Source organism: Amaricoccus macauensis, from assembly GCF_014201905.1.
Lineage (GTDB): Bacteria > Pseudomonadota > Alphaproteobacteria > Rhodobacterales > Rhodobacteraceae > Amaricoccus > Amaricoccus macauensis.
In genome coordinates this window covers 155,509-179,902 of record NZ_JACHFM010000003.1, presented here as the reverse complement: position 1 = coordinate 179,902, position 24,394 = coordinate 155,509, and the positions used below count along the sequence as shown (strand labels likewise).

The 24,394-nt window shown below is 68.1% G+C and carries 21 protein-coding genes and 1 tRNA gene; 14 read left to right on the top strand and 8 right to left on the bottom strand.

The annotated features are described in order from the left end of the window. Positions 1 to 597 (bottom strand): DUF1989 domain-containing protein, encoded by a 597-nt coding sequence (locus HNP73_RS14750; protein WP_184151218.1) that lies wholly within the window; start codon positions 595 to 597, stop codon positions 1 to 3. Between the two features lie 83 nt (positions 598 to 680). Continuing rightward, a complete protein-coding gene (locus HNP73_RS14745; RefSeq protein WP_184151215.1) occupies positions 681 to 1,730 on the bottom strand; it encodes an AbrB family transcriptional regulator in 1,050 nt (349 codons plus the stop codon). Positions 1,731 to 2,006: 276 nt separating this feature from the next. Here HNP73_RS14745 and HNP73_RS14740 point away from each other — a divergent pair, with 276 nt between their 5' ends. Together HNP73_RS14740 and HNP73_RS14735 are read left to right on the top strand one after the other, a co-directional pair. Then, positions 2,007 to 3,299, top strand: a complete 1,293-nt coding sequence (locus tag HNP73_RS14740; protein WP_184151213.1) for a glycerate kinase type-2 family protein — start codon at positions 2,007 to 2,009, stop codon at positions 3,297 to 3,299. A gap of 76 nt (positions 3,300 to 3,375) precedes the next feature. Beyond that, a tRNA-Trp gene (locus HNP73_RS14735) sits at positions 3,376 to 3,451 on the top strand. A gap of 16 nt (positions 3,452 to 3,467) precedes the next feature. On the opposite strand, the gene HNP73_RS14730 is transcribed toward HNP73_RS14735, so the two are convergent. Together HNP73_RS14730 and HNP73_RS14725 are read right to left on the bottom strand one after the other, a co-directional pair. Next, positions 3,468 to 4,862, bottom strand: coding sequence for an MFS transporter (locus tag HNP73_RS14730; RefSeq protein ID WP_184151210.1), 1,395 nt, complete (start codon positions 4,860 to 4,862; stop codon positions 3,468 to 3,470). An 87-nt stretch (positions 4,863 to 4,949) separates the two neighbouring features. Continuing rightward, positions 4,950 to 5,462: a MarR family winged helix-turn-helix transcriptional regulator gene (locus tag HNP73_RS14725; RefSeq protein ID WP_246399843.1), complete on the bottom strand. Its 513-nt coding sequence runs from the start codon at positions 5,460 to 5,462 to the stop codon at positions 4,950 to 4,952. 184 nt (positions 5,463 to 5,646) lie between these two features. Here HNP73_RS14725 and HNP73_RS14720 point away from each other — a divergent pair, with 184 nt between their 5' ends. From HNP73_RS14720 to HNP73_RS14670, 11 genes are all read left to right on the top strand, one after another. Next, a complete protein-coding gene (locus tag HNP73_RS14720; protein WP_184151207.1) occupies positions 5,647 to 6,090 on the top strand; it encodes a VOC family protein in 444 nt (147 codons plus the stop codon). Between the two features lie 86 nt (positions 6,091 to 6,176). Then, positions 6,177 to 6,374: a preprotein translocase subunit SecE gene (gene secE / locus HNP73_RS14715; RefSeq protein WP_184151204.1), complete on the top strand. Its 198-nt coding sequence runs from the start codon at positions 6,177 to 6,179 to the stop codon at positions 6,372 to 6,374. 149 nt (positions 6,375 to 6,523) lie between these two features. After that, complete coding sequence (gene nusG / locus HNP73_RS14710) at positions 6,524 to 7,057, top strand: transcription termination/antitermination protein NusG (RefSeq protein ID WP_184151201.1); 534 nt, start codon at positions 6,524 to 6,526, stop codon at positions 7,055 to 7,057. 182 nt (positions 7,058 to 7,239) lie between these two features. Further along, positions 7,240 to 7,668 carry a 50S ribosomal protein L11 gene (gene rplK / locus HNP73_RS14705; protein WP_184151198.1) on the top strand — a complete coding sequence of 143 codons (429 nt, stop codon included), beginning with the start codon at positions 7,240 to 7,242 and terminating at the stop codon, positions 7,666 to 7,668. Between the two features lie 4 nt (positions 7,669 to 7,672). Next, positions 7,673 to 8,371 carry a 50S ribosomal protein L1 gene (rplA, locus tag HNP73_RS14700; protein WP_184151195.1) on the top strand — a complete coding sequence of 233 codons (699 nt, stop codon included), beginning with the start codon at positions 7,673 to 7,675 and terminating at the stop codon, positions 8,369 to 8,371. Between the two features lie 271 nt (positions 8,372 to 8,642). After that, positions 8,643 to 9,158 carry a 50S ribosomal protein L10 gene (gene rplJ, locus HNP73_RS14695; protein ID WP_184151192.1) on the top strand — a complete coding sequence of 172 codons (516 nt, stop codon included), beginning with the start codon at positions 8,643 to 8,645 and terminating at the stop codon, positions 9,156 to 9,158. A 74-nt stretch (positions 9,159 to 9,232) separates the two neighbouring features. Then, complete coding sequence (gene rplL, locus HNP73_RS14690) at positions 9,233 to 9,616, top strand: 50S ribosomal protein L7/L12 (protein WP_184151189.1); 384 nt, start codon at positions 9,233 to 9,235, stop codon at positions 9,614 to 9,616. A gap of 231 nt (positions 9,617 to 9,847) precedes the next feature. Beyond that, positions 9,848 to 13,981 (top strand): DNA-directed RNA polymerase subunit beta, encoded by a 4,134-nt coding sequence (gene rpoB, locus HNP73_RS14685; RefSeq protein WP_184151186.1) that lies wholly within the window; start codon positions 9,848 to 9,850, stop codon positions 13,979 to 13,981. A gap of 47 nt (positions 13,982 to 14,028) precedes the next feature. After that, entirely contained in the window at positions 14,029 to 18,231 is a 4,203-nt protein-coding gene (gene rpoC, locus HNP73_RS14680; RefSeq protein ID WP_184151184.1) for a DNA-directed RNA polymerase subunit beta', read from the top strand. A 263-nt stretch (positions 18,232 to 18,494) separates the two neighbouring features. Continuing rightward, positions 18,495 to 19,292, top strand: a complete 798-nt coding sequence (locus HNP73_RS14675) for a calcium-binding protein (protein WP_184151182.1) — start codon at positions 18,495 to 18,497, stop codon at positions 19,290 to 19,292. Between the two features lie 20 nt (positions 19,293 to 19,312). Continuing rightward, positions 19,313 to 20,113, top strand: a complete 801-nt coding sequence (locus HNP73_RS14670; protein ID WP_184151180.1) for a calcium-binding protein — start codon at positions 19,313 to 19,315, stop codon at positions 20,111 to 20,113. A gap of 51 nt (positions 20,114 to 20,164) precedes the next feature. Here the strand turns inward: HNP73_RS14670 and HNP73_RS14665 are convergent, their stop codons facing one another. Genes HNP73_RS14665 through hmuQ form a run of 4 tightly spaced genes read right to left on the bottom strand, consistent with a single transcriptional unit; the run spans position 20,165 to position 23,120 of the window. Beyond that, complete coding sequence (locus tag HNP73_RS14665) at positions 20,165 to 20,938, bottom strand: heme ABC transporter ATP-binding protein (RefSeq protein WP_184151178.1); 774 nt, start codon at positions 20,936 to 20,938, stop codon at positions 20,165 to 20,167. Beyond that, positions 20,931 to 21,944, bottom strand: coding sequence for a FecCD family ABC transporter permease (locus tag HNP73_RS14660; protein WP_184151176.1), 1,014 nt, complete (start codon positions 21,942 to 21,944; stop codon positions 20,931 to 20,933). Before HNP73_RS14660 ends, HNP73_RS14665 begins: the two co-directional genes overlap by 8 nt. Continuing rightward, the gene (locus tag HNP73_RS14655; protein ID WP_184151174.1) at positions 21,944 to 22,828 is read right to left on the bottom strand and encodes an ABC transporter substrate-binding protein; all 885 of its coding nucleotides are present in this window, start codon (positions 22,826 to 22,828) and stop codon (positions 21,944 to 21,946) included. The genes HNP73_RS14660 and HNP73_RS14655 overlap by 1 nt, the downstream gene beginning before the upstream one ends. Then, positions 22,812 to 23,120 (bottom strand): heme-degrading protein HmuQ, encoded by a 309-nt coding sequence (hmuQ, locus tag HNP73_RS14650; RefSeq protein WP_184151172.1) that lies wholly within the window; start codon positions 23,118 to 23,120, stop codon positions 22,812 to 22,814. The genes HNP73_RS14655 and hmuQ overlap by 17 nt, the downstream gene beginning before the upstream one ends. Before the next feature lie 268 nt (positions 23,121 to 23,388). On the opposite strand from hmuQ, the gene HNP73_RS14645 reads away from it, so the two are divergent. Beyond that, on the top strand, positions 23,389 to 24,390 hold the full coding sequence (locus HNP73_RS14645) for a calcium-binding protein (protein WP_184151170.1): 1,002 nt from the start codon (positions 23,389 to 23,391) through the stop codon (positions 24,388 to 24,390). The last annotated feature ends 4 nt before the right edge of the window (positions 24,391 to 24,394 follow it).

The following is a 24,394-nucleotide window of genomic DNA, read 5'->3' as shown; positions in this document are numbered from 1 at the left end:
TCAGGCTTTCCGTTCGACCCGCAGGCTCGCCGGATTGATCTTGCCACCGCTGATCGGGGTCAGGTCCTGCGGGCAGGAGGAGAAGGCGACGATGCAGTCGCGGAGCGCGCGCAGCGTCACGAGGTCGCCGGCCTTGCCGCTCGGGCTGCCGTTCTCCAGCGTCAGGTCGCCGTGGACCGGGATGTTCATGAAGAGGTTGAGCGGCTCGGGCACCCGGGAGAACGGGAAGTCGATGGCCGCGAGCGCCTCGCGCAGGTTCTCCGCACACGACCGGTGCGGCCCGGTGCAGCCGAGCGCGGCGTAGCGCTCGGGATCGCAGGCGGCCAGCAGCGTGTCGTGGGTGCCGGGCGAGGTGTCGCGCTCCACCCGCAGGATGGGCTCGCGCCGGTCGGTGACATAGCTTCCGCCCTCCGGCGCGCAGACCCGGCCGTTGTGCACGCGGCTGTGCGACATCGACATGAAGTGGCTCGGATCCTCGGCACAGAACGCCCAGGTGTCGACGACTTGCGTGCCGGAGTCGTTGATCACCGTGACCGCGTCGCCTTCCGCGAGGCGAATGGCAAATCCATGGGCGGCGGGGATGACGTGTTCTTCCATCTCGGGGGGGCCTCTGCGGTTGCGCGGGGCTCGGCCCGCTGTGGTCGGTGAAAGGTTTAGCCGACGAACCCGAGCCGGAGCAATCAGGTCGGGCGCCGGGACTTGCGGAACCAGAACGGGCTCACGAAGCTGAGGCCGATGATCCTGAGCAGGTGGTGCCCGCCGACGAACGCCGGCTCGAGGTTCAGCACCAGCGCCATCGCCGACATCGCCTCCACGCCACCGGGCGCATAGGCGAGCCAGATCTGGCCAAACGGCGCGTCGAGCACCCATGCCCCGAACGCGGCAATCCCCGCCGAGATGACGAGCGCGATCAGCACGCTGGCGATCGCGCCGGGCATGGTGCGGGCAATGGTGGCGAGCGTCGTGCCGCGAAACCGCGCCCCGATCACCGCCCCGGTCGCCACGAAGCCGAAGATCAGCAGCGGCTGCGGAAAGCGGCCGTGCACGACGCCTGTGGCGTGGAGGGTGGCGCTCGCCAGCATCGCCCCGAGCAGGCTGCCGGCCGGGACACCGAGTCGGTTCAGGAGGAGCGCCAGCACGAGACCGCTGGCGGAGATCACGAGAACCTCCGTGAGGCTGTTCGAGACACCGCTGCCCGGCGCCGCCGAAGTGGTCAGGCCGCCGTTGACGAGGGAGATGACAAGCGGCATCAGCGCCACGAGGATGAAGATGCGGCTGCTCTGCGCGAGCATCACCCGGGGGATGTCGGCGCGGCTCGTCGAGGCGATCGCCGCCACCGAGGAGAAGGCCCCCGGCATCGAGGCGAAGCGCGCCGTAGCGTCATCCCAGCCGTGAACCCGCCGCAGGTAGCTGGACGAGGCGTACATCGTCGCCGCCACGGAGATGAAGAGCAGCGCGAGGCTCACCGGCCAGTCCAGCATCGCGCGCACGCTCTCGGGGGTCACGCTCGATCCGATCGAGATGCCGAGAAAGAGAAAGGCGACCTCCCTGAGCCGCGGCGGCAGATCGAGCGGCAGGCCCGCAAGCGCCCCGACCGCCGTGGCGAACATCGCCCCCATGAGCCACGATGTCGGCATGCCGAGCGCCGTGAAGATCGCCCCGCCGCAGGTGGCGATCGCCGCCGTCAGCAACGGCCAGACCAGCGACTTCGGCGTCAAGGCAGGCGGCATGGGCCAAAGCGCCTTTCGGTCATGGCTCGGCGTGCGACGCTCCGCGAGCAGCGGCATCACGCGGCTCCCGGATCAGCCTTGGAATATCGGGAGGATGCCGCCCGAAGTCGAGCCCGGCAATGGCCGCGCTGCCCGGCACGCCCGGGTGCCTCCCCTGCGGCCGGCAGGTGACGCCGTGCCGCCGCGCCGCTATGCCGAGTCTGACAATGCAAGACACTCTGGGCCTGACACTCTGGGCCTGACACGCTGGCGAAATTCCCGCAGGGAGGGACCGACTTGACCGCATCAGACCCCGTCGCGCTGCTCCGGCGCCTGTTCGACACCGCGGTGGCCGCCGCCCTTCCCGCCGGCATCGTCGCCCGCCACCTGCCGGAGCGCCCGCAGGGGCGCACGATCGTGCTCGGCGCCGGCAAGGCGTCCGCCGCCATGGCCGCCGCAGTCGAAGCCGCCTGGGACGGCCCGCTCGAGGGTCTCGTCATCACCCGCTACGGCCACGCCGTGCCCTGCGAGCGCATCGAGATCGTCGAGGCGGCGCACCCGGTCCCCGACGAGGCGGGTCGCGCGGCGGCTGCACGCATGCTGGCGATGGCAGAGGGCGCGGGGCCGGACGATCTGGTGCTCTGCCTGATCTCGGGCGGTGGTTCGGCGCTCATGGCGCTGCCGGCCGAGGGCATCCCGTTCGCCGACAAGCAGGCGGTGAACACCGCCCTCCTCCGAAGCGGCGCCGACATCGCCCAGATGAACACCGTTCGCCGCCACCTCTCGGCGATCAAGGGCGGCCGGCTCGCCGCGGCCGCCTACCCCGCCCGGGTGGTGAGCCTCATCATCTCCGACGTCCCCGGCGACGATCTCGCGGCCATCGCCTCCGGCCCGACGGTTGCCGACCCGACGACCTTCGCGGACGCGCAAGCGATCCTCGCGCGCTACCGGATCGAGGCTCCGGCCTCGGTCAGGGCGCATCTGGCCGCCGCCCGGGACGAGACCCCGAAGCCCGGCGACCGGCGCCTTGCGACCGCCGAAACGCTGATGATCGCCACGCCACGGATGTCGCTCGATGCCGCGGCGGAAGTCGCGCGGGTCGAGGGCGTCACGCCGCTGATCCTCGGCGACGCGCTCGAGGGCGAGGCCGCCGAGGTCGGCAAGGTCATGGCCGGGATCGCGCGCTCGGCCGCCACCACCGGCCACCCCCTGCCCGGCCCCTGTGTCCTGCTCTCGGGCGGCGAGACCACGGTCACGGTTCGCGGCGCGGGACGCGGCGGGCGCAACGTCGAGCTGCTCCTCGCCCTCGCCGTGGCCCTGAACGGCGCGCCCGGCGTCTTTGCCCTCGCCGGCGACACCGATGGCATCGACGGGGGCGGCCCCGCCGCCGGTGCTCTCGTCACCCCCGACACCCTCGCCCGCGCCCGCGAGCGCGGCCTCGACCCGCGAAAGATGCTGGCGGAGAACGACGCGCATCCGCTCTTCGAGGCCTTGGGCGATGCCATCGTGACCGGCCCGACGCTGACCAATGTCAACGACTTCCGCGCCATTCTGGTGGCCGCGCCGGGAACGCGCGACATCCCGGCGTGACCGCCGCGCGCTCCGGTGGAAGCCGTGATAACCGCTTGACCTCTGGCTCGGGAAAACCTAAGGCAACCCACGCTGTAGGGGTGTAGCTCAGTCGGTAGAGCATCGGTCTCCAAAACCGAGGGTCGTAGGTTCGAGTCCTATCGCCCCTGCCAGCGTAAGAGGCGGCTTTCAGGTCCGCCTCACCGCCTCTCCCTTTGCCCGAGCCCGCCGTGACAGACGCAGCCCGCTGAGAAGCGCGGCGGCAATCGCGAGCCCCGTGCCGATCGCGAGCCCGACAGGCTCCGCCCGCTCCGGCGTGAGCAGAAAGACCAGCGCCACGACCGTTGCGCCGATCGTCATGCCGAGCAGCCGGGCCGTCGCAAGCATGCCGCTCGCCGCCCCGGCCCTTGAACGCGGCGCCGACGACAGGAGCTGCCGGTTGTTGGGCGCCTGAAAGAAGCCGAACCCGAAGCCGCAGACCGCCATCCGCCAGCTGATCCCGAAGGCGCCAGTCTCCGGCCCCGCGAACGTCAGCAGCGCGAGGCCCACGGCGAGGAGCACCATCCCAAAGGCCCCGAGCCCGCCGGCAGAGACCCGGTCCGAAAGCCATCCGGCCAGCGGTGCGGCGAACCCGAGCGCCACCGGCCACGGCGTCATCAGGAGCCCGCTCGTCACCTGATCGAGGCCGAGAACCGACTGGAAGTAGAAGGGCAGCGCGACGAAGGCGATGGTGAACGCCGCGAACGCGCAGATCGACGCCGAGACCGACAGCGCGAACACCGGATCACGGAAGAGATCGACCGGAATGAGCGGCGCCGTCTGCCGGCTGCCGCGCCGCACCAGCAGCACAGCCAGCCCGATGGAGACGACGATACCGATCGCCGCCGGTACCGCAGCGGCGGCGCCCCGGATGACGGCGTCCGCGCCGATGAAGAAGAGCCCGAGCATCACCGCGCTCAGGACCGCGCTCGTCCAGTCGAACGGCTGAGTCGATTCCTCGGAGCGCGGCAGGAAGCGCAGTGCCAGCCAGAGGTTCAGGAGTCCGAACGGCACATTGACCGCGAAGAGCCAGGGCCAGTTTCCCACGGCGAGAATCCCCGCCGCGAGCGACGGCGCCACCGCCGCCGACAGGGACACCACGAGGCCGTTCAGCCCGACGCCACGGCCGAGAAGCGCGTCGGGATAGGTGTGGCGCACCAGCGCCCCGTTCACGCTCATGATTGCCGCGCCGCCGACGCCCTGCACGACCCGCGCAGCAATCAGCGCCGGCAGTGTGCCGGAGAACGCGCAGACGAGCGAGCCGAGCGTAAAGAGCGCGATGCCGACCTGATAGACCCGCCGGTAGCCCACCCGCTCGCCCAGCGAGGCGAGCGGCATCAGCAGCGCGACGATCACCAGCTGATAGGCATTGATCACCCAGACGCCGGCGGCCGGGGTGGTTCCGAGCTCGGCGACGATGCTCGGGAGCGCCACGTTCACCACCGTGCCGTCGAGCACCGCCATCGCGATGCCGATGGCAATCGCGAGCACGGCGAAGTGACGGCGCGGCGTTGGCAGGCCGTTCGAATGGATCTCGTCGGTCATGGGCGTCCCTTGTCCCTGCCGCCGGACGATGAGGCTCGAAGCCGCAACGTCAAGGGCAGGTCACCCGGCGATGTGCCAGGTCGCGTCTCAGCCAGCCACGGAAGACCCGGCCAGATCGGGTTCGGGATCAGGATCGGGATCGGATCGCGACAGCGCGACGAGATCGGAGCGCAGACGCCCGGGCTCGGGCAGTCCCGCCTCAAGCGCCATCTGCACGCTCCGCCAGATCGGCAGCGCCCGGGCGAGAAGCGCCCGGCCATCCGGCGTCAGCCGCAGCAGCCGCGCGCGCCGGTCCTTCGGATCGGCCTGTGTCTCGACGAGACCCCGCCGCTCCAGCGGCTTCAGGTTGGCGGTGAGCGTCGTGCGGTCCATCGCCAGCAGCTCCGCGACGCTGCCGAGGCCGGGCGGCTCCGGGCGATTGAGCGACATGAGCAGCGAGAACTGCCCGCTGGTGAGGCCGACGGGCTTCAGGGCCACGTCGAAGCGCCGAGCGATCACCCGCGCCGCCCGCTGGGCATGCAGGCACAGACAGCTGTCGCGCACCAGAAGGGTGGTCTCGAAAGTGGCCTCCAGGGCACACGGCATTGCAGGGGTTGACATGCTCAGGCCTTCTATGTTGATATCAACCTATCACGACGCAGCGAATTTGGAAAGGGCCGGCCACATTGAGGCGGCCAACCCAACGATCAGCGGCAGATACTCCCCCGACAGCCGCTACGACCCCAGGGCGACGGCGATCGACCGCCGCCACCTGCAACCCTTGTCGGGGATGGAGGATACGACCATGAAGATCGTGACCAGCCTGAGCTTCCAGGGCCAGTGCCGGAAGGCGTTCGAGTTCTACGCCGACGCGCTCGGCGGCAAGATCACCGCCGCCATGCCCTACTCCGACGCGCCGCCGGACATGCCGGTCTCCGGCGAGAAGTACAAGGACTGGCTGATGCACTGCTGGCTCGAGGTCGGCGACCAGGCGCTGATGGGCGCCGACATGGACACCCAGTGGGCGCCGAACGTCGACAAGCCGAAGAACGGTTTCGACGTGACGTTGCACACCACCGACATGGACGAGGCAAGGCGCTGGTACGACCGCCTCTCCGAGGGCGGCAAGCCGGGGATGCCCTTCGGCGAGACCTTCTGGTCGCCCGGCTTCGGCACGCTCACCGACAGGTTCGGCATTCCGTGGATGGTCAACGTCATCCCGACCGGCGACTGGAAGCCCGCCGCCTGACAGCCCGCTGTCCGGCCTCGACGGGTCGGGCCTTGCAAACTTCGGACGGTTGTCCTAGGTGGCAGCCGTCCGAACGAGAGAGACCGATGGCCCGCACCAATCCCCTGCAGTTCATCCAGCAGGTTCGCGCCGAGACGGCCAAGATCGTCTGGCCGACGCGGCGCGAGACCGTCCTGACCACCATCATGGTGATGATCATGGCGACCGTCTTCGCCATCTTCTTCTTCACCGTGGATCTCATCATCCGGTTCGGGCTCGAGGCGGTTCTCAAGATCGCCTCTTGAACCCCGCCCCGCGCGGGGGTATGTGCGCGCTTCCCCAACGAGCGCTGGCGAGTGGCGATTCGGCCGCACGCCAGCATTTGCTTGGGCGCCGCGCGTGGGAAACAACCGCAGGCTGAAACCGCGGCCAAGGATTGAGGACGAGAGAACGGATGGCGATGCGCTGGTATTCGGTGAGCGTGCTGTCGAACTTCGAGGAGAAGGTCGCCGAGGCCATCCGCGAGGCGACCGCGCAGCATCATCTGGAAGACGAGATCGCCGAGGTGATCGTCCCGACCGAGGACGTCATCGAGATCCGTCGCGGCAAGAAGGTCCAGACCAAGAAGCGCTTCATGCCCGGCTACGTGCTGGTCAAGATGGAGATGTCGGACCGCACGTATCACGTCGTCACCTCGATCAACCGCGTGACCGGCTTCCTCGGGCCGCAGGGCAAGCCGACGCCCATGCGCGACGAAGAGGTCGCCCGCATCCAGAACCAGGTGGTCGAGGGCAAGGAACGCCCGCGCTCGATCATCACCTTCCAGACCGGCGAGCAGGTGAACGTGACCGACGGACCGTTCGAGGGCTTCTCCGGCATGGTCGAGGAAGTCGACCAGTCGAACAGCCGGCTCAAGGTGTCCGTGTCGATCTTCGGCCGCGCGACACCGGTCGAGCTTGAATTCGCCCAGGTCGCCAAGGCGAGCTGAGCACCGGGGCACGACTGGGAAAGGTCATCGCCTGTCCCGATCGTGCCCTTCCGAGAAGCGGACCGGAATCCCCGAGATTTCGGCCCGTGGTGGGAGGTGACCCGGGCGCGCCCGGAAATCCGTACCACCCCATGTAACGCCCCAGGGTCGCGACCCGCGGGCATGGAAGCAAGGAGGCCATCATGGCCAAGAAGGTGGCGGGGCAGCTCAAGCTGCAGGTTCCCGCCGGCAAGGCGAACCCGTCCCCGCCCGTGGGCCCGGCGCTCGGTCAGCGCGGCATCAACATCATGGAGTTCTGCAAGGCGTTCAACGCCCGGACCCAGGAGTTGGAAGTCGGTCAGCCGACCCCGGTCATCATCACCTACTACACCGACAAGTCCTTCACGATGGAAGTGAAGACGCCGCCGGCGTCCTACCTCCTGAAGCAGGCGGCGGGCGTGAAGTCGGCGTCGAAGACGCCCGGCAAGGCGACCGCGGGCACGGTGACGCTGGCGCAGGTTCGCCAGATCGCCGAAGCCAAGATGAAGGACCTGAACGCCAACGACGTCGACGCCGCGATGCAGATCATCGCCGGCTCCGCGCGCTCGATGGGCATCGAGGTGAAGGGGTAAGGCGATGGCGAAGATCGGTAAGCGCACCACCGCCGCTCGCAAGGCATTCGAGGGCAAGACTGACCTCAGCGTCACCGAGGCGGTCGAACTCATCAAGGCGAACGCCTCGGCGAAGTTCGACGAGACCCTCGAGATCGCCATGAACCTCGGCGTCGATCCGCGTCACGCGGACCAGATGGTCCGTGGCGTGGTCAACCTGCCGAACGGCACGGGCAAGACCGTCCGCGTCGCCGTCTTCGCCCGCGGGGCGAAGGCCGAGGAGGCGCAGGCCGCCGGGGCCGACATCGTCGGCGCCGAAGACCTGATGGAGACCATCCAGGGCGGCAAGATCGAGTTCGATCGCTGCATCGCCACCCCGGACATGATGCCGATCGTCGGCCGGCTCGGAAAGATCCTCGGGCCGCGCAACCTGATGCCGAACCCGAAGGTCGGCACGGTGACGATGGACGTTGCGACCGCGGTGAAGAACGCCAAGGGCGGCGAAGTCCAGTTCAAGGTCGAGAAGGCCGGCGTGATCCACGGCGGCGTCGGCAAGGCGTCGTTCGACGCGCCGAAGCTCGTCGAGAACGTGAAGGCTTTCGTGCAGGCGGTGAACCGGGCGAAGCCCGCGGGCGCCAAGGGCACCTACCTGAAGAAGATTTCGCTCTCCTCCACCATGGGGCCGGGCGTGTCGGTCGACGTGTCGAACGCGACCGCCGAGTAACAAGAGATTCCCTCCGGGCAACCGGAGGGATGTTCCGGGCCAGTAGCTTCCCGAGGGAAGCGACCGCCCGAACTGTCCGAGACGGTGGGTGGAGGGAAACCTCGGAAATCCTGCCTGAGACGGGGAACGATCAGGATCCATCGGAGGCGACCCCTCCGGGCGATGTTGGCGGGACCCGGGTTAAGGACCCCGAGCGCCGGGGAGACCCGGCGGAAAACTGAGCGGGTGCCGGAGGGAGAGACCCCGAAGGTGCCAAACTTGGAGCAATACCGTGGATAGAGGCCAGAAAGAGATCGTGGTCGCCGAGCTCGGCCAGATCTTTACTGACTCTGGTGTCGTCGTGGTCGCGCACTACGAGGGCATGTCGGTTGCAGAGATGACGGATTTCCGTCTCCGGCTGAAGCAGGCCGGGGGCAGCGTCCGCGTCGCCAAGAACAAGCTCGCCAAGATCGCTCTGAAGGGAACCGCCGGCGAAAGCATGGGCGGTCTTCTCAAGGGCATGACGGTAATCGCCTTCTCCGAAGACCCCGTCGCCGCGGCCAAGGCCGTCGACGATTTCACCAAGACCAACAAGAAGCTTGTTGTGCTTGGCGGGGCCATGGGGGCGACGCCGCTCGATGAGGCCGGTGTGAAGGCCGTGGCACAGATGCCGTCGCGCGAGGAGCTTATCGCTTCCGTCGTGGCTTGCATCGGCGCTCCGGCCGGCGAGCTGGTTTCGGCGATCGGCGCTCCGGCATCGAACATCGCGGCGATCCTCACGACCCTCGAGGAACGTGAGGCGGCTTGACGCAACCGACTGGCCCGCGTGGTGGCGACCCCTTGTCACACCGGACCTGACACCTTATGTGATGGAACCTGAAAATGGCTGACCTGAAGAAGCTGGCGGAAGAGATCGTGGGGCTCACCCTCCTCGAGGCCGCTGAACTGAAGAAGATCCTGAAGGACGAGTACGGCATCGAGCCCGCAGCGGGCGGTGCCGTGATGATGGCTGCGGGTCCCGCGGCCGGCGCTCCGGCGGAAGCCGCCGAGGAGCAGACCGAATTCGACGTCATCCTGAAGTCGGCCGGCGCCCAGAAGATCAACGTCATCAAGGAAGTCCGTGCCATCACCGGCCTGGGCCTCAAGGAGGCGAAGGATCTGGTCGAGGCTGGCGGCAAGGCCGTCAAGGAAGGCGTCTCCAAGACCGAGGCCGAGGAGATCCAGAAGAAGCTCGTTGCCGCTGGTGCGGAAGTCGAGCTGAAGTGATTTCGGTGGGCGCCGTCCGGCGCCACTGACCCAAGTTCAGGCTGGAGCCGCGGCAACGCGGGTCCAGCCCTCATGCGTCTCTGCGGGCACCTGCGAGCGGGTTTCGGCAAAGACGCAAGATCGGTCCGGGTGTGCGAGGTGGGAATTCGCACAAGCATAGGGCCAACGCGTCTGGCACAGCCGAGGCATCCGTTACCCACCGGATGTCTCGCGATGCAAAGAGGTTCGAGCATGGCTCAGCGGTATTCAGGTCACAAGCGCATTCGGCGATTCTACGGCAAGATCCGCGAGGTCGCGGAAATGCCGAACCTCATCGAGGTTCAGAAGTCGAGCTACGACCTGTTTCTCGCATCCGGCGACGGCCCGGAGCCCCGCGACGGCGAGGGGCTGAAGGGCACGTTCCAGTCGGTCTTTCCGATCAAGGACTTCAACGAGACTGCGGTTCTCGAATTCGTGAAGTACGAACTCGAGTCCCCGAAGTACGACGTCCAGGAGTGCATGCAGCGCGACATGACCTATGCCGCGCCGCTGAAGGTCACCCTGCGCCTGATCGTCTTCGAAGTCGACGAGGAGACCGGTGCGCGGTCCGTGAAGGACATCAAGGAGCAGGACGTCTACATGGGCGACATGCCGCTCATGACGCCGCACGGCACCTTCGTCGTGAACGGCACCGAGCGCGTCATTGTGTCGCAGATGCACCGCAGCCCCGGCGTGTTCTTCGACCATGACCGCGGCAAGACCCATTCGTCGGGCAAGCTGCTCTTCACCTCCCGCGTCATTCCCTACCGCGGCTCCTGGCTCGACTTCGAGTTCGACGCCAAGGACATCGTCTTCGCCCGCATCGACCGCCGCCGGAAGCTGCCGGTGACGACGCTGCTCTATGCCCTCGGCATGGATCAGGACGCGATCATGGCGTCCTATTACGACACCGTGACCTATCGTCGCGAAGGCAACGGCTGGGCCACCCGCTTCTTCCCGGAGCGGCTGCGCGGCTCCAAGCCGACCTATGACCTGATCGACGCGGCCTCCGGCGAGGTGATCGCGCCGGCGGGCAAGAAGGTCACGCCGCGCATGGTCAAGGAGTGGCAGGAGAAGGGCGACATCGCCGAAGTGCTGGTGCCCTTCGACGCCATCGTCGGCCGCTTCGCGTCGCGCGACATCATCAACGAGGACACCGGCCTCATCTGGGCCGAGGCGGGCGACGAACTCACCTGGGACATCGACGCGCGCTCCGGCGACGTGACCGGCGGCGTGCTGAAGACGCTGCTCGACAACGGCGTCACCGAGATCCCGACCCTCGACGTCGATAACATCACCGTGGGTGCGTACATCCGCAACACGATGCAGGTCGACAAGAACATGAACCGCGACCAGGCTCTCATGGACATCTACCGGGTCATGCGCCCGGGCGAGCCGCCGACGGTCGAGGCCGCCGACGTCATGTTCCAGAGCCTGTTCTTCGATCCCGAGCGCTACGACCTCTCGGCCGTGGGCCGGGTGAAGATGAACATGCGCCTCGACCTCGACGCCGAGGACACCGTCCGCACGCTCAGGAACGAGGACATCATCGCCTGCATCAAGGCGCTGGTGGACCTGCGCGACGGCCGCGGCGAGATCGACGACATCGACCACCTCGGCAACCGGCGCGTGCGCTCGGTCGGCGAGCTCATGGAGAACCAGTATCGCGTCGGCCTGCTCCGCATGGAGCGCGCCATCCGCGAGCGCATGTCCTCCGTCGAGATCGACACGGTCATGCCGCAGGATCTCATCAACGCGAAGCCCGCGGCGGCGGCGGTGCGCGAGTTCTTCGGCTCGTCGCAGCTCAGCCAGTTCATGGACCAGACCAACCCGCTCTCCGAGGTCACGCACAAGCGTCGTCTCTCGGCGCTCGGGCCGGGCGGTCTCACCCGCGAGCGCGCCGGCTTCGAGGTCCGCGACGTTCACCCGACCCACTACGGCCGGATGTGCCCGATCGAGACGCCGGAAGGCCCGAACATCGGTCTCATCAACTCGCTCGCCAGTTTCGCGCGGGTGAACAAGTACGGCTTCATCGAAACCCCGTACCGCCGGGTGAAGGACAGCACGGTCACTGACGAAGTGGTCTACATGTCCGCCACCGAGGAGATGCGCCACACCGTTGCGCAGGCGAACGCCGACCTCGACGCGGAAGGCCGCTTCACCAACGACCTCGTCTCGACCCGCAAGGCCGGCGACTTCATGCTGAACCCGCCGTCGAACGTCGATCTCATCGACGTCTCGCCGAAGCAGCTCGTCTCCGTGGCCGCCTCGCTCATCCCGTTCCTCGAGAACGACGACGCGAACCGCGCGCTCATGGGCTCGAACATGCAGCGGCAGGCGGTGCCGCTCCTCCGTGCCGAGGCGCCGTTCGTCGGTACCGGCATCGAGGAAATCGTGGCGCGCGACTCCGGTGCGGCCCACACCGCGCGGCGCGCGGGCGTGGTCGACCAGGTCGACGCCATGCGCATCGTCATCCGCGCCACCGAGGACGTGGCGCCGGGCGATCCGGGCGTGGACATCTACCGTCTGCGCAAGTTCCAGCGCTCGAACCAGAACACCTGCATCAACCAGCGCCCGCTGGTGAAGGTGGGTGACACGGTCAACCGCGGCGAGTTCATCGCCGACGGCCCCTCGACCGATCTCGGCGAGCTCGCCCTCGGCAAGAACGTGCTCGTCGCGTTCATGCCGTGGAACGGCTACAACTACGAGGACTCGATCCTCATCTCCGAGCGCGTGGCGAAGGACGACGTCTTCACCTCGATCCACATCGAGGAATTCGAAGTGGCGGCCCGTGACACCAAGCTCGGGCCGGAGGAGATCACCCGCGACATCCCTAACGTCGGCGAGGAAGCCCTGCGCAACCTCGACGAGGCCGGCATCGTCTACATCGGCGCCGAAGTCGGGCCGGCGGACATTCTCGTGGGCAAGATCACGCCCAAGGGCGAAAGCCCGATGACGCCGGAGGAAAAGCTCCTGCGCGCCATCTTCGGCGAGAAGGCGTCCGACGTCCGCGACACCTCGCTCCGGCTGCCGCCGGGCGACTACGGCACCGTCGTCGAGGTCCGGGTGTTCAACCGGCACGGCGTCGACAAGGACGAGCGCGCGCTGCAGATCGAGCGCGAGGAAGTCGAGCGTCACAGCCGCGACCGCGACGACGAGCTCGCCATCCTCGAGCGCAACATCTACGCCCGCCTGAAGGACCTGATCCTCGGCAAGACCGCGATGAAGGGCCCGAAGGGCATCAAGGCCGGCTCCGAGATCAACGAGGAGCTCCTCGGCACCCTCAGCCGTGGCCAGTGGTGGCAGCTTGCCCTCGGCGACGACGCGGATGCCCAGTCGCAGGAGGCCCTGCACCAGCAGTTCGAGATCCAGAAGAAGGCTCTCGACCGCCGGTTCGAGGACAAGGTCGAGAAGGTCCGCCGCGGCGACGACCTGCCCCCCGGCGTGATGAAGATGGTCAAGGTCTTCATCGCGGTGAAGCGCAAGCTTCAGCCCGGCGACAAGATGGCCGGCCGTCACGGCAACAAGGGCGTCGTCAGCCGCGTGGTGCCCGAGGAAGACATGCCGTTCCTCGCGGACGGCACGCCGGTCGATCTCGTGCTGAACCCGCTCGGCGTGCCGAGCCGCATGAACGTCGGCCAGATCCTCGAGACGCATATGGGCTGGGCCGCCCGTGGTCTCGGCCGCTCCATCGAGGCCGGGCTGCAGGACTATCGCCTGAAGGGTGACATGACGCCGCTCAAGGAGGCGATGAAGATCGCCTACGGCCCGGACGTCTACAACGAGGCCATCGCCGACATGCCCGAGGAGCAGTTCCTCGAGGCGGCGGGCAACGTCACCCGCGGCGTGCCGATCGCGACCCCGGTCTTCGACGGTGCCAAGGAAGCGGACGTGAACGACGCGCTGGAGCGCGCCGGCTTCGACACCTCGGGCCAGTCTGTCGTCTTCGACGGCCGCACCGGCGAGCAGTTCGCCCGCCCCGTGACCGTCGGCGTGAAGTACCTCCTGAAGCTCCACCACCTCGTGGACGACAAGATCCACGCGCGGAGCACCGGCCCGTACAGCCTCGTGACCCAGCAGCCGCTGGGCGGCAAGGCGCAGTTCGGCGGCCAGCGCTTCGGTGAGATGGAGGTGTGGGCGCTCGAAGCCTACGGCGCCGCCTACACGCTGCAGGAGATGCTCACGGTGAAGTCGGACGACGTCGCCGGCCGGACGAAGGTCTACGAGTCGATCGTCAAGGGCGAGGACAATTTCGAAGCCGGCGTGCCGGAGTCGTTCAACGTTCTCGTCAAGGAAATCCGCTCGCTCGGCCTGAATATCGAGCTTCTGGACTCGGAAGCGGAGTGAGGGCGGCCGCCGCCCCCACTTTCCCGCAACACGGATAGGGATTCGAAATGAATCAGGAACTCACCAACCCGTTCCAGCCAGTCGCTCCGGTCCGCACGTTCGACGAGATCAAGATCTCGCTGGCGTCGCCGGAAAGGATTCTGAGCTGGTCCTACGGCGAGATCAAGAAGCCGGAAACCATCAACTACCGCACGTTCAAGCCCGAGCGTGACGGTCTCTTCTGTGCGCGCATCTTTGGTCCGATCAAGGACTACGAGTGCCTGTGCGGCAAGTACAAGCGGATGAAGTATCGCGGCGTCGTCTGCGAGAAGTGCGGCGTCGAGGTGACGCTCCAGAAGGTCCGGCGCGAGCGCATGGGCCACATCGAGCTGGCCTCGCCCGTCGCGCACATCTGGTTCCTGAAGTCGCTGCCCTCCCGCATCGGCCTGATGCTCGACATGACGCTGCGCGATCTCGAGCGCATCCTCTACTTCGAGCAGTACGTCGTGGTCGAGCCGGGCCTCACCGACCTGAAGCCGAACCAGCTCCTGACCGAGGAAGAGTACCTCGACGCGCAGGACCGCTTCGGCGAGGACGCCTTCCGTGCCGGCATCGGCGCGGAGGCGATCCGCGAGATGCTGGCCGCGATCGACCTCGACCAGGAGGCCGAGCAGCTGCGCGCCGATCTGGCCGAAGCCACCGGCGAGCTGAAGCCCAAGAAGATCATCAAGCGGCTGAAGCTCGTGGAGTCGTTCCGCGAGTCCGGCAACCGTCCGGAGTGGATGGTGCTGACCGTCATTCCGGTGATCCCGCCGGAGCTGCGCCCGCTCGTCCCGCTGGACGGCGGCCGCTTCGCCACGTCCGACCTCAACGACCTCTACCGCCGGGTCATCAACCGCAACAACCGCCTGAAGCGCCTCATCGAGCTGCGCGCGCCCGACATCATCATCCGCAACGAGAAGCGGATGCTGCAGGAGTCGGTGGACGCGCTCTTCGACAACGGTCGCCGGGGCCGCGTCATCACGGGCACCAACAAGCGCCCGCTGAAGTCGCTCTCCGACATGCTGAAGGGCAAGCAGGGCCGGTTCCGTCAGAACCTGCTCGGCAAGCGCGTGGACTTCTCCGGCCGTTCGGTCATCGTGACCGGCCCGGAGCTGAAGCTGCACCAGTGCGGCCTGCCAAAGAAGATGGCGCTCGAACTGTTCAAGCCGTTCATCTACTCGCGGCTTGACGCCAAGGGTCTGTCCTCGACCGTGAAGCAGGCGAAGAAGCTCGTCGAGAAGGAGCGTCCCGAGGTCTGGGACATCCTCGACGAGGTGATCCGCGAGCATCCCGTGCTGCTGAACCGTGCGCCGACCCTGCACCGTCTCGGCATCCAGGCGTTCGAGCCCGTGCTGATCGAAGGCAAGGCGATCCAGCTGCACCCGCTCGTGTGCTCGGCGTTCAACGCCGACTTCGACGGCGACCAGATGGCCGTGCACGTGCCCCTTTCGCTGGAAGCCCAGCTCGAGGCGCGCGTCCTGATGATGTCCACGAACAACGTGCTGTCGCCGGCCAACGGCAAGCCGATCATCGTGCCGTCGCAGGACATGATCCTTGGCCTCTACTACCTCTCGATCGCGCGTGAGGGGCAGCCGGGCGAAGGCATGGTGTTCGGCTCCATCGAGGAAGTCGATCACGCCCTGCATGCCGGCGTCGTCAACCTGCACACGAAGATCACGGCCCGCATCGAGCAGTACGACGAGAACGGCGAGGCTGTCCTCCGGCGTTTCGAGACCACGCCCGGCCGCCTGCGGCTCGGCCAGCTCCTGCCGAAGAACTTCAAGACGCCGTTCGACATCGTCAACCGGCTCCTGCGCAAGAAGGAAGTCGGCGAGGTCATCGACACCGTCTACCGCTACTGCGGCCAGAAGGAATCGGTGATCTTCTGCGATCAGATCATGGGTCTCGGCTTCACCGAGGCGTTCAAGGCCGGCATCTCGTTCGGCAAGGACGACATGGTGATCCCGGATGAGAAGTGGCCGATCGTCGAAGAGACCCGGAGCCTCGTGAAGGACTTCGAGCAGCAGTACATGGACGGCCTCATCACCTCGGGTGAGAAGTACAACAAGGTCGTCGATGCCTGGTCGAAGTGCAACGACCGTGTCACGGACGCGATGATGAAGGCCATTTCCGCCACCCGGCGGAACGAGGCCGGCGCCGAAATGGAGCCGAACTCGGTCTACATGATGGCCCACTCCGGCGCCCGCGGCTCGGTCACGCAGATGAAGCAGCTTGGCGGCATGCGCGGCCTGATGGCCAAGCCCTCGGGCGAGATCATCGAGACTCCGATCGTGTCGAACTTCAAGGAAGGCCTGACCGTGCTCGAGTACTTCAACTCGACCCACGGCGCGCGGAAGGGTCTCTCCGACACGGCGCTCAAGACCGCGAACTCGGGCTATCTCACCCGGCGTCTCGTCGACGTGGCGCAGGACTGCATCGTCAAGATGGACGACTGCGGCACCGAGCGCTCGATCACCGCGCGTGCGGCGATCTCCGACGGCGAGGTGGTGTCGTCGCTCGCCGAGCGTATCCTCGGCCGCGTCGCGGCGGAGGACGTGCTCGACCCGAAGACCGGCGAGGTGATCTTCCGGCGCAACGATCTCATCGACGAGCGCGATGCCGACCGCATCGAGGCGTCCGGCGTGCTCGAGATGCAGATCCGCTCGCCCCTCACCTGCGAGGCCGACGACGGCATCTGCGCCCAGTGCTACGGGCGTGATCTTGCCCGCGGCACCAGGGTGAACCCGGGCGAGGCCGTGGGCATCATCGCGGCACAGTCGATCGGCGAGCCGGGCACCCAGCTCACCATGCGCACGTTCCACATCGGCGGCATCGCCCAGGGCGGCTCCCAGAGCTTCCTCGAAGCGAGCCAGGGCGGTCAGGTGGAGTTCCGCAGCTCCAATCTGCTCACCAACATGGAAGGTGAGCAGATCGCCATGGCGCGCAACATGGAGATCGCCATCATCGACGGCAACGGCGTCGAGCGGATGGTCTCCAAGCTCGGCTACGGCACCAAGCTGCTGGTGAAGGAGGGCGCGGAGGTGAAGCGCGGCGACAAGCTCGCCGAGTGGGACCCCTACACCCTGCCGATCATCGCCGAGAAGGCCGGGGTGGCGAAGTTCGTCGATCTCGTGCCGGGCCTCTCGGTCCGCGAGGAGATGGACGACGCCACCGGCATCAGCCAGAAGATCGTCTCCGACTGGCGCGCGGCCCCGCGCGGCAGCGACCTCAAGCCCGAGGTCATCGTCATGGACGCCGAGACCGGCGAGCCGGTTCGCCTCTCGAACGGCAACCCGGAAGTCCATGCCATGTCGGTCGACGCCATCCTCTCGGTCGAGGACGGCCAGCAGCTGAACCCCGGCGACGTCATCGCGCGTATCCCGCGCGAAGGCGCGAAGACCAAGGACATCACCGGTGGTCTGCCGCGGGTGGCCGAGCTCTTCGAGGCGCGCCGGCCGAAGGATCACGCGATCATCTCGGAGATCTCGGGCCGGGTGAAGTTCGGCAAGGACTTCAAGAACAAGCGCCGCATCATCATCGAACCGGCCGAGGAAGGCGCCGAGCCGGTCGAGTACATGGTGCCGAAGGGCAAGCACATCCCGGTGCAGGAGGGCGACCTCATCCAGAAGGGCGAGTACATCATGGACGGCAACCCTGCCCCCCATGACATCCTCGCCATCATGGGTGTCGAGGCGCTCGCCGACTACCTGATCGAGGAGGTCCAGGAGGTCTACCGGCTGCAGGGCGTGAAGATCAACGACAAGCACATCGAGGTGATCGTCCGCCAGATGCTGCAGAAGTGGGAGATCGCGGAGTCCGGCGGCACGACCCTTCTGAAGGGCGAGCAGGTCGACAAGCAGGAGTTCGACGAGGAGAACGAGAAGGCGATCGCCGCCGGCCGCGAACCGGCCAAGGGCGCACCGATCCTGCTCGGCATCACCAAGGCGAGCCTGCAGACCAGGTCGTTCATCTCGGCCGCGTCGTTCCAGGAAACCACGCGGGTGCTGACCGAGGCGGCGACCCAGGGCAAGCGTGACAAGCTCGTGGGCCTGAAGGAGAACGTCATCGTCGGCCGCCTGATCCCGGCCGGCACCGGTGGCGCGACCCACATGATCAAGAAGATCGCCACCGATCGTGACGCGGCGATCATCGCCGACCGCCAGGAGCAGGCGATGGATGCGCTGACCGTCGAAGAGACGTCCGAGCCGATCGGGTTCGACGTCGAATAACTGTCCTCTCGACAGGAAGGCCCGCCGATCTCCAATCGGCGGGCCTTCACATTTGCGGCGCCCGAATTGGCAATCGTGCGCAGGAACAAGACCCTACGAGGTCCACGCGGCCAGTGCCTCACGCCCCCGTGACGGGGTTTAACCCTCGTTGGCTTGCGAAATGGCACCCGTTGTGTTGACCATGCCCCGCGCCCGGGCAGGGGAACGGTCTGAAGGTGGGGGTTGAGGGCTGCACATCCTCGATCAACCATAGGAGGTGATTGATGCCACGCTTTATTGGAACGCCAGGTCCCGACAATCTCGCCGGCGGGCCGGTCAACGACTTCATCAGCGGTCTCGGCGGCGACGACACGATCGCCGGCCGCTTCGGCAATGACCGGCTGGTCGGCGGCGTGGGAAACGATTCAATCCACGGCGATCAGGGCAACGACTTCCTGAACGGCGGCTACGGCGACGACCAGCTGTTCGGTGACGATGGCACCGACCGGATCTATGGCTGGCAAGGCAACGACCTGCTGCGCGGCGGCAACGACGCCGACCTGCTCGACGGCGGCGAAGGCAACGACACGATCTTCGGTGACGGCGGCAACGACACGATCTCCGGCGGCGCCCACCACGACCGGATCAGCGGCGGCTGGGGCAACGACTGGATCGACGGCGGCGTCGGGAACGACACGATCTACGGCAATGACCACAACGACCGCCTGCTCGGTGGCGCCGGTGCGGACTACCTCTACGGTGGCTCCGGCCGCGACTTCCTTCTGGGCGGCACGGGCCGCGACGTCCTCGAGGGCGGCACCGACAACGACCGGCTGGTCGGCGGCATGCTCGCAGACACGTTCGTCTTCAGGACGGGCAGCGGGACCGACCTCATCGTCGACTACGGCCGCGGCAACGACAAGATCGACCTGACCCACTTCGGTTTTGCGACCGCCGACGACGTTCTGGCCACCGCATATCAAAATGACACAGAAGTCGTGTTTAATCTCGGGTCGGGAACACGCATGGTCGTGGCCGATCACCTCCTGGCGGACTTCACCGCCGATGACTTCATCCTGTAAAAGTAAAGAGGAGCAGTACTATGCCCGTCATAGTTGGAACCGCGCGCGGCGATAACCTCGTCGGCGGACCCCGTCAGGACATCATCTTCGGCCTTGAGGGCAACGACACCCTCTCGGGCCGCTTCGCGAACGACAAGCTCGTCGGCTACTCGGGCCACGACGTTCTCTACGGCGATCAGGGTCTCGACACACTGCTCGGCGGCGTCGGCAACGACTCGCTCTATGGCGGCAACCTGCAGGACTCGCTCGACGGCGGCGCCGGCGACGACTACCTCTCCGGCGGCAACCGGGAAGACCTCCTGATCGGCGGCGCCGGCAACGACACCGTCCAGGGTGACGGCTGGAATGACACCATCTTCGGTGGCACCGGCGACGACTGGCTGAACGGCGGTACCGGCGACGACATCGTGAACGGCGAGCAGGGCAACGACGACATGCGCGGCGGCGGCGGCAGGGATCGGCTGGTCGGCGGCGTCGGCAACGACTCGCTGCAGGGCGGCGGCGACAACGACGTGCTGCTCGGCGGCGCCGGACGTGACGTGCTCTCCGGTGGCACCGGCAACGATCGGCTGTCCGGTGGCGCGCTCGCGGACGTCTTCGTCTTCTCGCTGCGCCACGGCACGGACCTCATCCGCGACTTCGGCACCGGCAACGACAAGATCGACGTGACCGACTTCGACTTCGCCGATGCCCAGGCCGTGCTCGCCACCGGCTACCAGAATGGCGACGAGGTGGTGTTCAACCTCGGCCTCGGCACCCGCATCGTCATCGAGCATGGCGTTCTGACCGACTTCGACGGCACCGAGTTCATCCTCGCCTGATCCGTCTCGCGGCAGACCGGGCGCATCGCCGCCCGGTCTGCCGCGATCCGCTCACATCTCCGGAAAGACCCGCGGCCCGCGCGCCGTGCGCTCGACGGCAATAGGGGTTGCGTAGACGCCGCTCAGGCGCTTCGCGTCGAGAGCATCCTCCGGCACCCCCTCGGCCACGATCCGGCCCGCCTGCATCAGCACCACCCGATCCGCGAAGGCGGCCGCAAGGTTCAGGTCGTGCAGGACGCAGAGCACGCCCGCTCCCGCCCCGGCCTCCACACGCGCCGCGCGCATCACCGCAAGCTGGTGCGCGATGTCGAGGCTCGCCGTCGGCTCGTCGAGCAGCAGATAGCGCCCGCCACCCGTGGCACGACCCGCCCAGAGCTGCACCAGGACCCGCGCCAGATGCGCCCGCGCCCGTTCGCCGCCCGAGAGCCGGTCCACGGCCCGCGTGGCCAGCCCCTCGACTCCAGCCGCGCGCAACGCCCGCTCCCGGAGCGCGCCTGCGTCGATATCCGCCCGCGGCACCAGTGACAGTCCGAGGTCCACCAGCGCCGCGACGGTGAACGCCGCCGCGAGGCTCGGCACCTGTTCCAGAACCGCCCGCTCCGCCGCGAGCGCCGCCGCGGGCAAGCGTGAAAGCGGCCGGCCATCGAGGCTCGCCTCCCCCATCCCGGGCCGCAGCTCACCGGCAAGCACCGCCAGCAGGCTCGACTTGCCCGCCCCGTTCGGCCCGCAAAGCGCGACGAACTCGCCCGGGGTCACCTTGAGCGAGACATCCTCCAGCACCCGGCGCCCACCGCGCACCACTGAAACCCCGCGCGCCTCAAGCATCGCGCCGCATCCGGGCAAGCAGCAGCCACAGGAAGAATGGTCCGCCGATCAGCGCCGTCGCGAGCCCGACCGGCGGCTCTGCCGGTGGTACCACCAGTCGCACGCCGAGGTCAGCCGCGAGCAGCAGCCCCGCGCCGATCAGCGCCGCCGCAGGCGCCACCAGCCGGTGCGACGGCCCGACGCAAAGCCGGGCAATATGCGGCGCCACCAGCCCGACGAAGCCGATCGGCCCGGCGACCGCCGTTCCCGCGCCGACCGCGAGCGCCGACCAGAAGCCCGCCCGCCGCTTCAGCCGCTCGACCTCGAGCCCCGCGTGCCACGCCGCCCGCTCGCCGAGTTGCAGCAGATCGAGACCAGCGGCGAGGCGCCAGAGCCCGAAGGCCGCCACCAGCATCGCCCCGGCAGCGAGCTCGGCGGCCCGCCAGCTCGCGCCACCGAGCCCGCCCATGCTCCAGAACGTCAGGTCACGCAGCTGCTGGTCATCGCTCATGTAGGTCATCAGCCCGACGCCCGCGCCGGCGATGGCGTTGATCGCGACGCCTGCGAGGATCAGCGTTGCCGCGTGGGTCGTGCCGCCCCGGCGGGAGATCGCGAAGACGCAAGCCGTGGTGGCAAGCGAGCCACCGAAGGCGGCAACCGGCAGGAGCCACGGCCGAAGGGCATCCGGCACCGCGCCCATCAGCGCGCCCGCAAAGACGATCGAGGCGATCGCCCCCAGCGCGGCGCCGGCGGTGACGCCGATCAGGCCGGGATCGGCCAGGGGGTTTCTGAGCACCCCCTGCAACGTCGTACCGGACAGCGCGAGCCCCGCGCCGACGGCGGCGCCAAGCGCAACCCGCGGCGCGCGGATCTCCGCCACGATCGTCTGCGCGCTCGCGCTTCCCTGCCCCGAGAGCGCGCCCAGCACCTCACCGAGACCGAGCGGCACCGGCCCGAGGGCGATCCCGGCCAGCGCCAGCATCAGCGCCACCAGAGCGAAGCCGGCGAGGGCTGCGGCCGGCCGCATCAGAGCCTGAGTTCAGCGCCGGGATGCAGCGCCCGGGCCAGCTCCGCCACCGCCTCGGGCGTGCGCGGACCAAAGCCCAGCAGCTTTTGCCCATCCATCACCACGACGCGCCCCGCCCGCCCGGCCGGAGTCTCGGCCAGCCCGGCAAGAGCCAGCGCCCTCTCCGGCCCGCCAGCGGGACCGGCCACGTGATCGGGCAACAGCACCACGTCGGGCGCAAACCCCACCGCCGCTTCCGCCGACAAGGGCTTGTAGCCCGCAAAGCCGCCCGCGGCATTGCGGGCATGGGCGAGGCGGATCATCGCGTCGGCCGCGGTATCGCTGCCCCCCGCCATCGGCGCGCCACGGCCGACCGAGATCAGGAACAGCACCGACGGCGTCGCCTGAAGCGGCACCAGCGCCGCCTCGACCTTCGCGAGATCGGCTTTCACCGTCACCGCGAGCCGGTCCGCCTCGATGGAACGCCCAAGGCTTTCGCCAACAAACCCGATCTTCGCCGTCACCGCCGCCATGTCGTGCCCCTCTGGCCCGATCTCCACCCGGAGCCCGGCGGCGCGCAGTTGCTCCAGCACCGCAGGCGGCCCGGCATCGGCGCTCGCCAGCACCAGATCCGGCGCCAGCCCGAGGATGCCCTCCGCCGCGAGCCGGCGCATGTACCCGACCTTGGGCAGCGCCGCCGCCTCGGGCGGCCACTTCGCCGTGTCGTCGGTGGCGATCACTTCGTCGCCGGCCCCGAGCGCGAAGACGATCTCCACGAGATCGCCGCCGACCACCAGCACGCGGCCCGCCCCCACCGCGCGCGCCCGCGGCGCGAGCAGCAGAACCCCGCCCGCGACCAGCACAGCCCGCCGCGTGACGCGCCCCGCCTCAGAGACCCTCGACACTGGCAAAGCCTTCAAACTCAGGATGCCCGAGGTAGAGCGGCTTGTGCGCCCCCGCGCTCTTGTGCGCATCGCGGAACTGTTCCGATTTCGTCCAGGCCTCGAAGGCGTCCCGATCCCGCCAGACAGTGTGCGAGGCGTAAAGCGTGTGGTCCTCCCGCTCCGGCCCGCGCAGCAGGTGGAACTCCACGAAGCCGTCCATCTCGTCGAGCCGCCCCTTGCGGTTGCGCCACACGTCCTCGAAAGCCCCCTCGGAGCCGAGCTGCACCCGGAAGCGGTTCATCGCCACATACATCGTTCGTCCCTCGCGTCTGTGCGGTTCAATCGCGGTGTGACGTTCCAAAGCGATTCAGTCAAGATTGCGCGTCGGAATAGTTGACTGGTCGACTCGGGAATGCTACCCCCCGGTGCAGAGTAGGAAGCCCGCCGCGGTCCCCAATACCGCACTGGAGCCCGGACCCCGCCCGGGCGCCGGCCTCCGCGCCAGTCATGCCCTATTTCGCGCCGGCCCTCCCTCAGGGGGAGCCGCGCGCTGAAATCAACTCCGACCAGCGGGACGGGACATGACGACCACACCGGTGCTTTCCATCGACGCGACCGCCCTCAGCGGCATCGACTTCGCCAGCCACTTCACCACGCTCTTCGCCAGCGTCGGCGCCGGCGACTACAGCTTCTACGGCGGCACGCCCGACCGGGTGTTCGGCGCCATCTACTACCTGAACGGCAGCCAGATCGTCGCGAGCTACGCAGGCTCGTCCATCGTCACGATGATGGAGGGCGAAGCGCTCGCCTACGACTACCTCCACTACGGCGCCTCCTTCGGCCACGGCATCTCGGGCACGCTCGACTCGGTCATCGTCGGCGAGTGGGTCGACGGCGTCACCACCGGCACGCAAGGCACCGGCGCTCCGGGCCGCGTCACCGGCCTCGACAACCTCCTCGTCCTCGACGGCTTCGATCTCACCGCCGCGCCGGGCGCCGGCCACGATCCCGCGACCAACACGGTCTACGCCATGCAGGCGGCGCTCAACGCGAAGAACGCCACCGCGATCTACGACATCGTCTCCGGCTACGCCCTCGACGTCACCGGCTCGGGCGGCCGGGACAAGCTCAACGGCTACACCCACGACGACACCCTGAGCGGCGGCGCCGGCAACGACCAGCTCGCCGGCAAGGCGGGCGCCGACGTGCTCCACGGCAACGGCGGCGCCGACGCGCTGCTGGGCGGCGCCGGCAAGGACGCGCTCTTCGGCGGCAGCGGCACCGACGCGCTCTTCGGCGATGGCGGCGCCGACACGCTGACCGGCGGCACCGGGGCCGACAAGCTCGTGGGCGGCCTCGGCGCGGACACCTTCGTCTTTGCCGCCGGTGACGGCGCCGACCGCATCCTCGACTTCAGCCTCGCACAGGACCGGATCGACCTCGCCGCCTTCGATCTCGGCGGCCTCGGTGACATCGGCATCGCGGATCGCGGCTACGGCGCCCACATCTCGGTCGATGGCGTGACGATCGACCTGCGCGGGATCGAGGCGGCCGACCTCGGCGCGGACCACTTCCTGCTCTGATCCC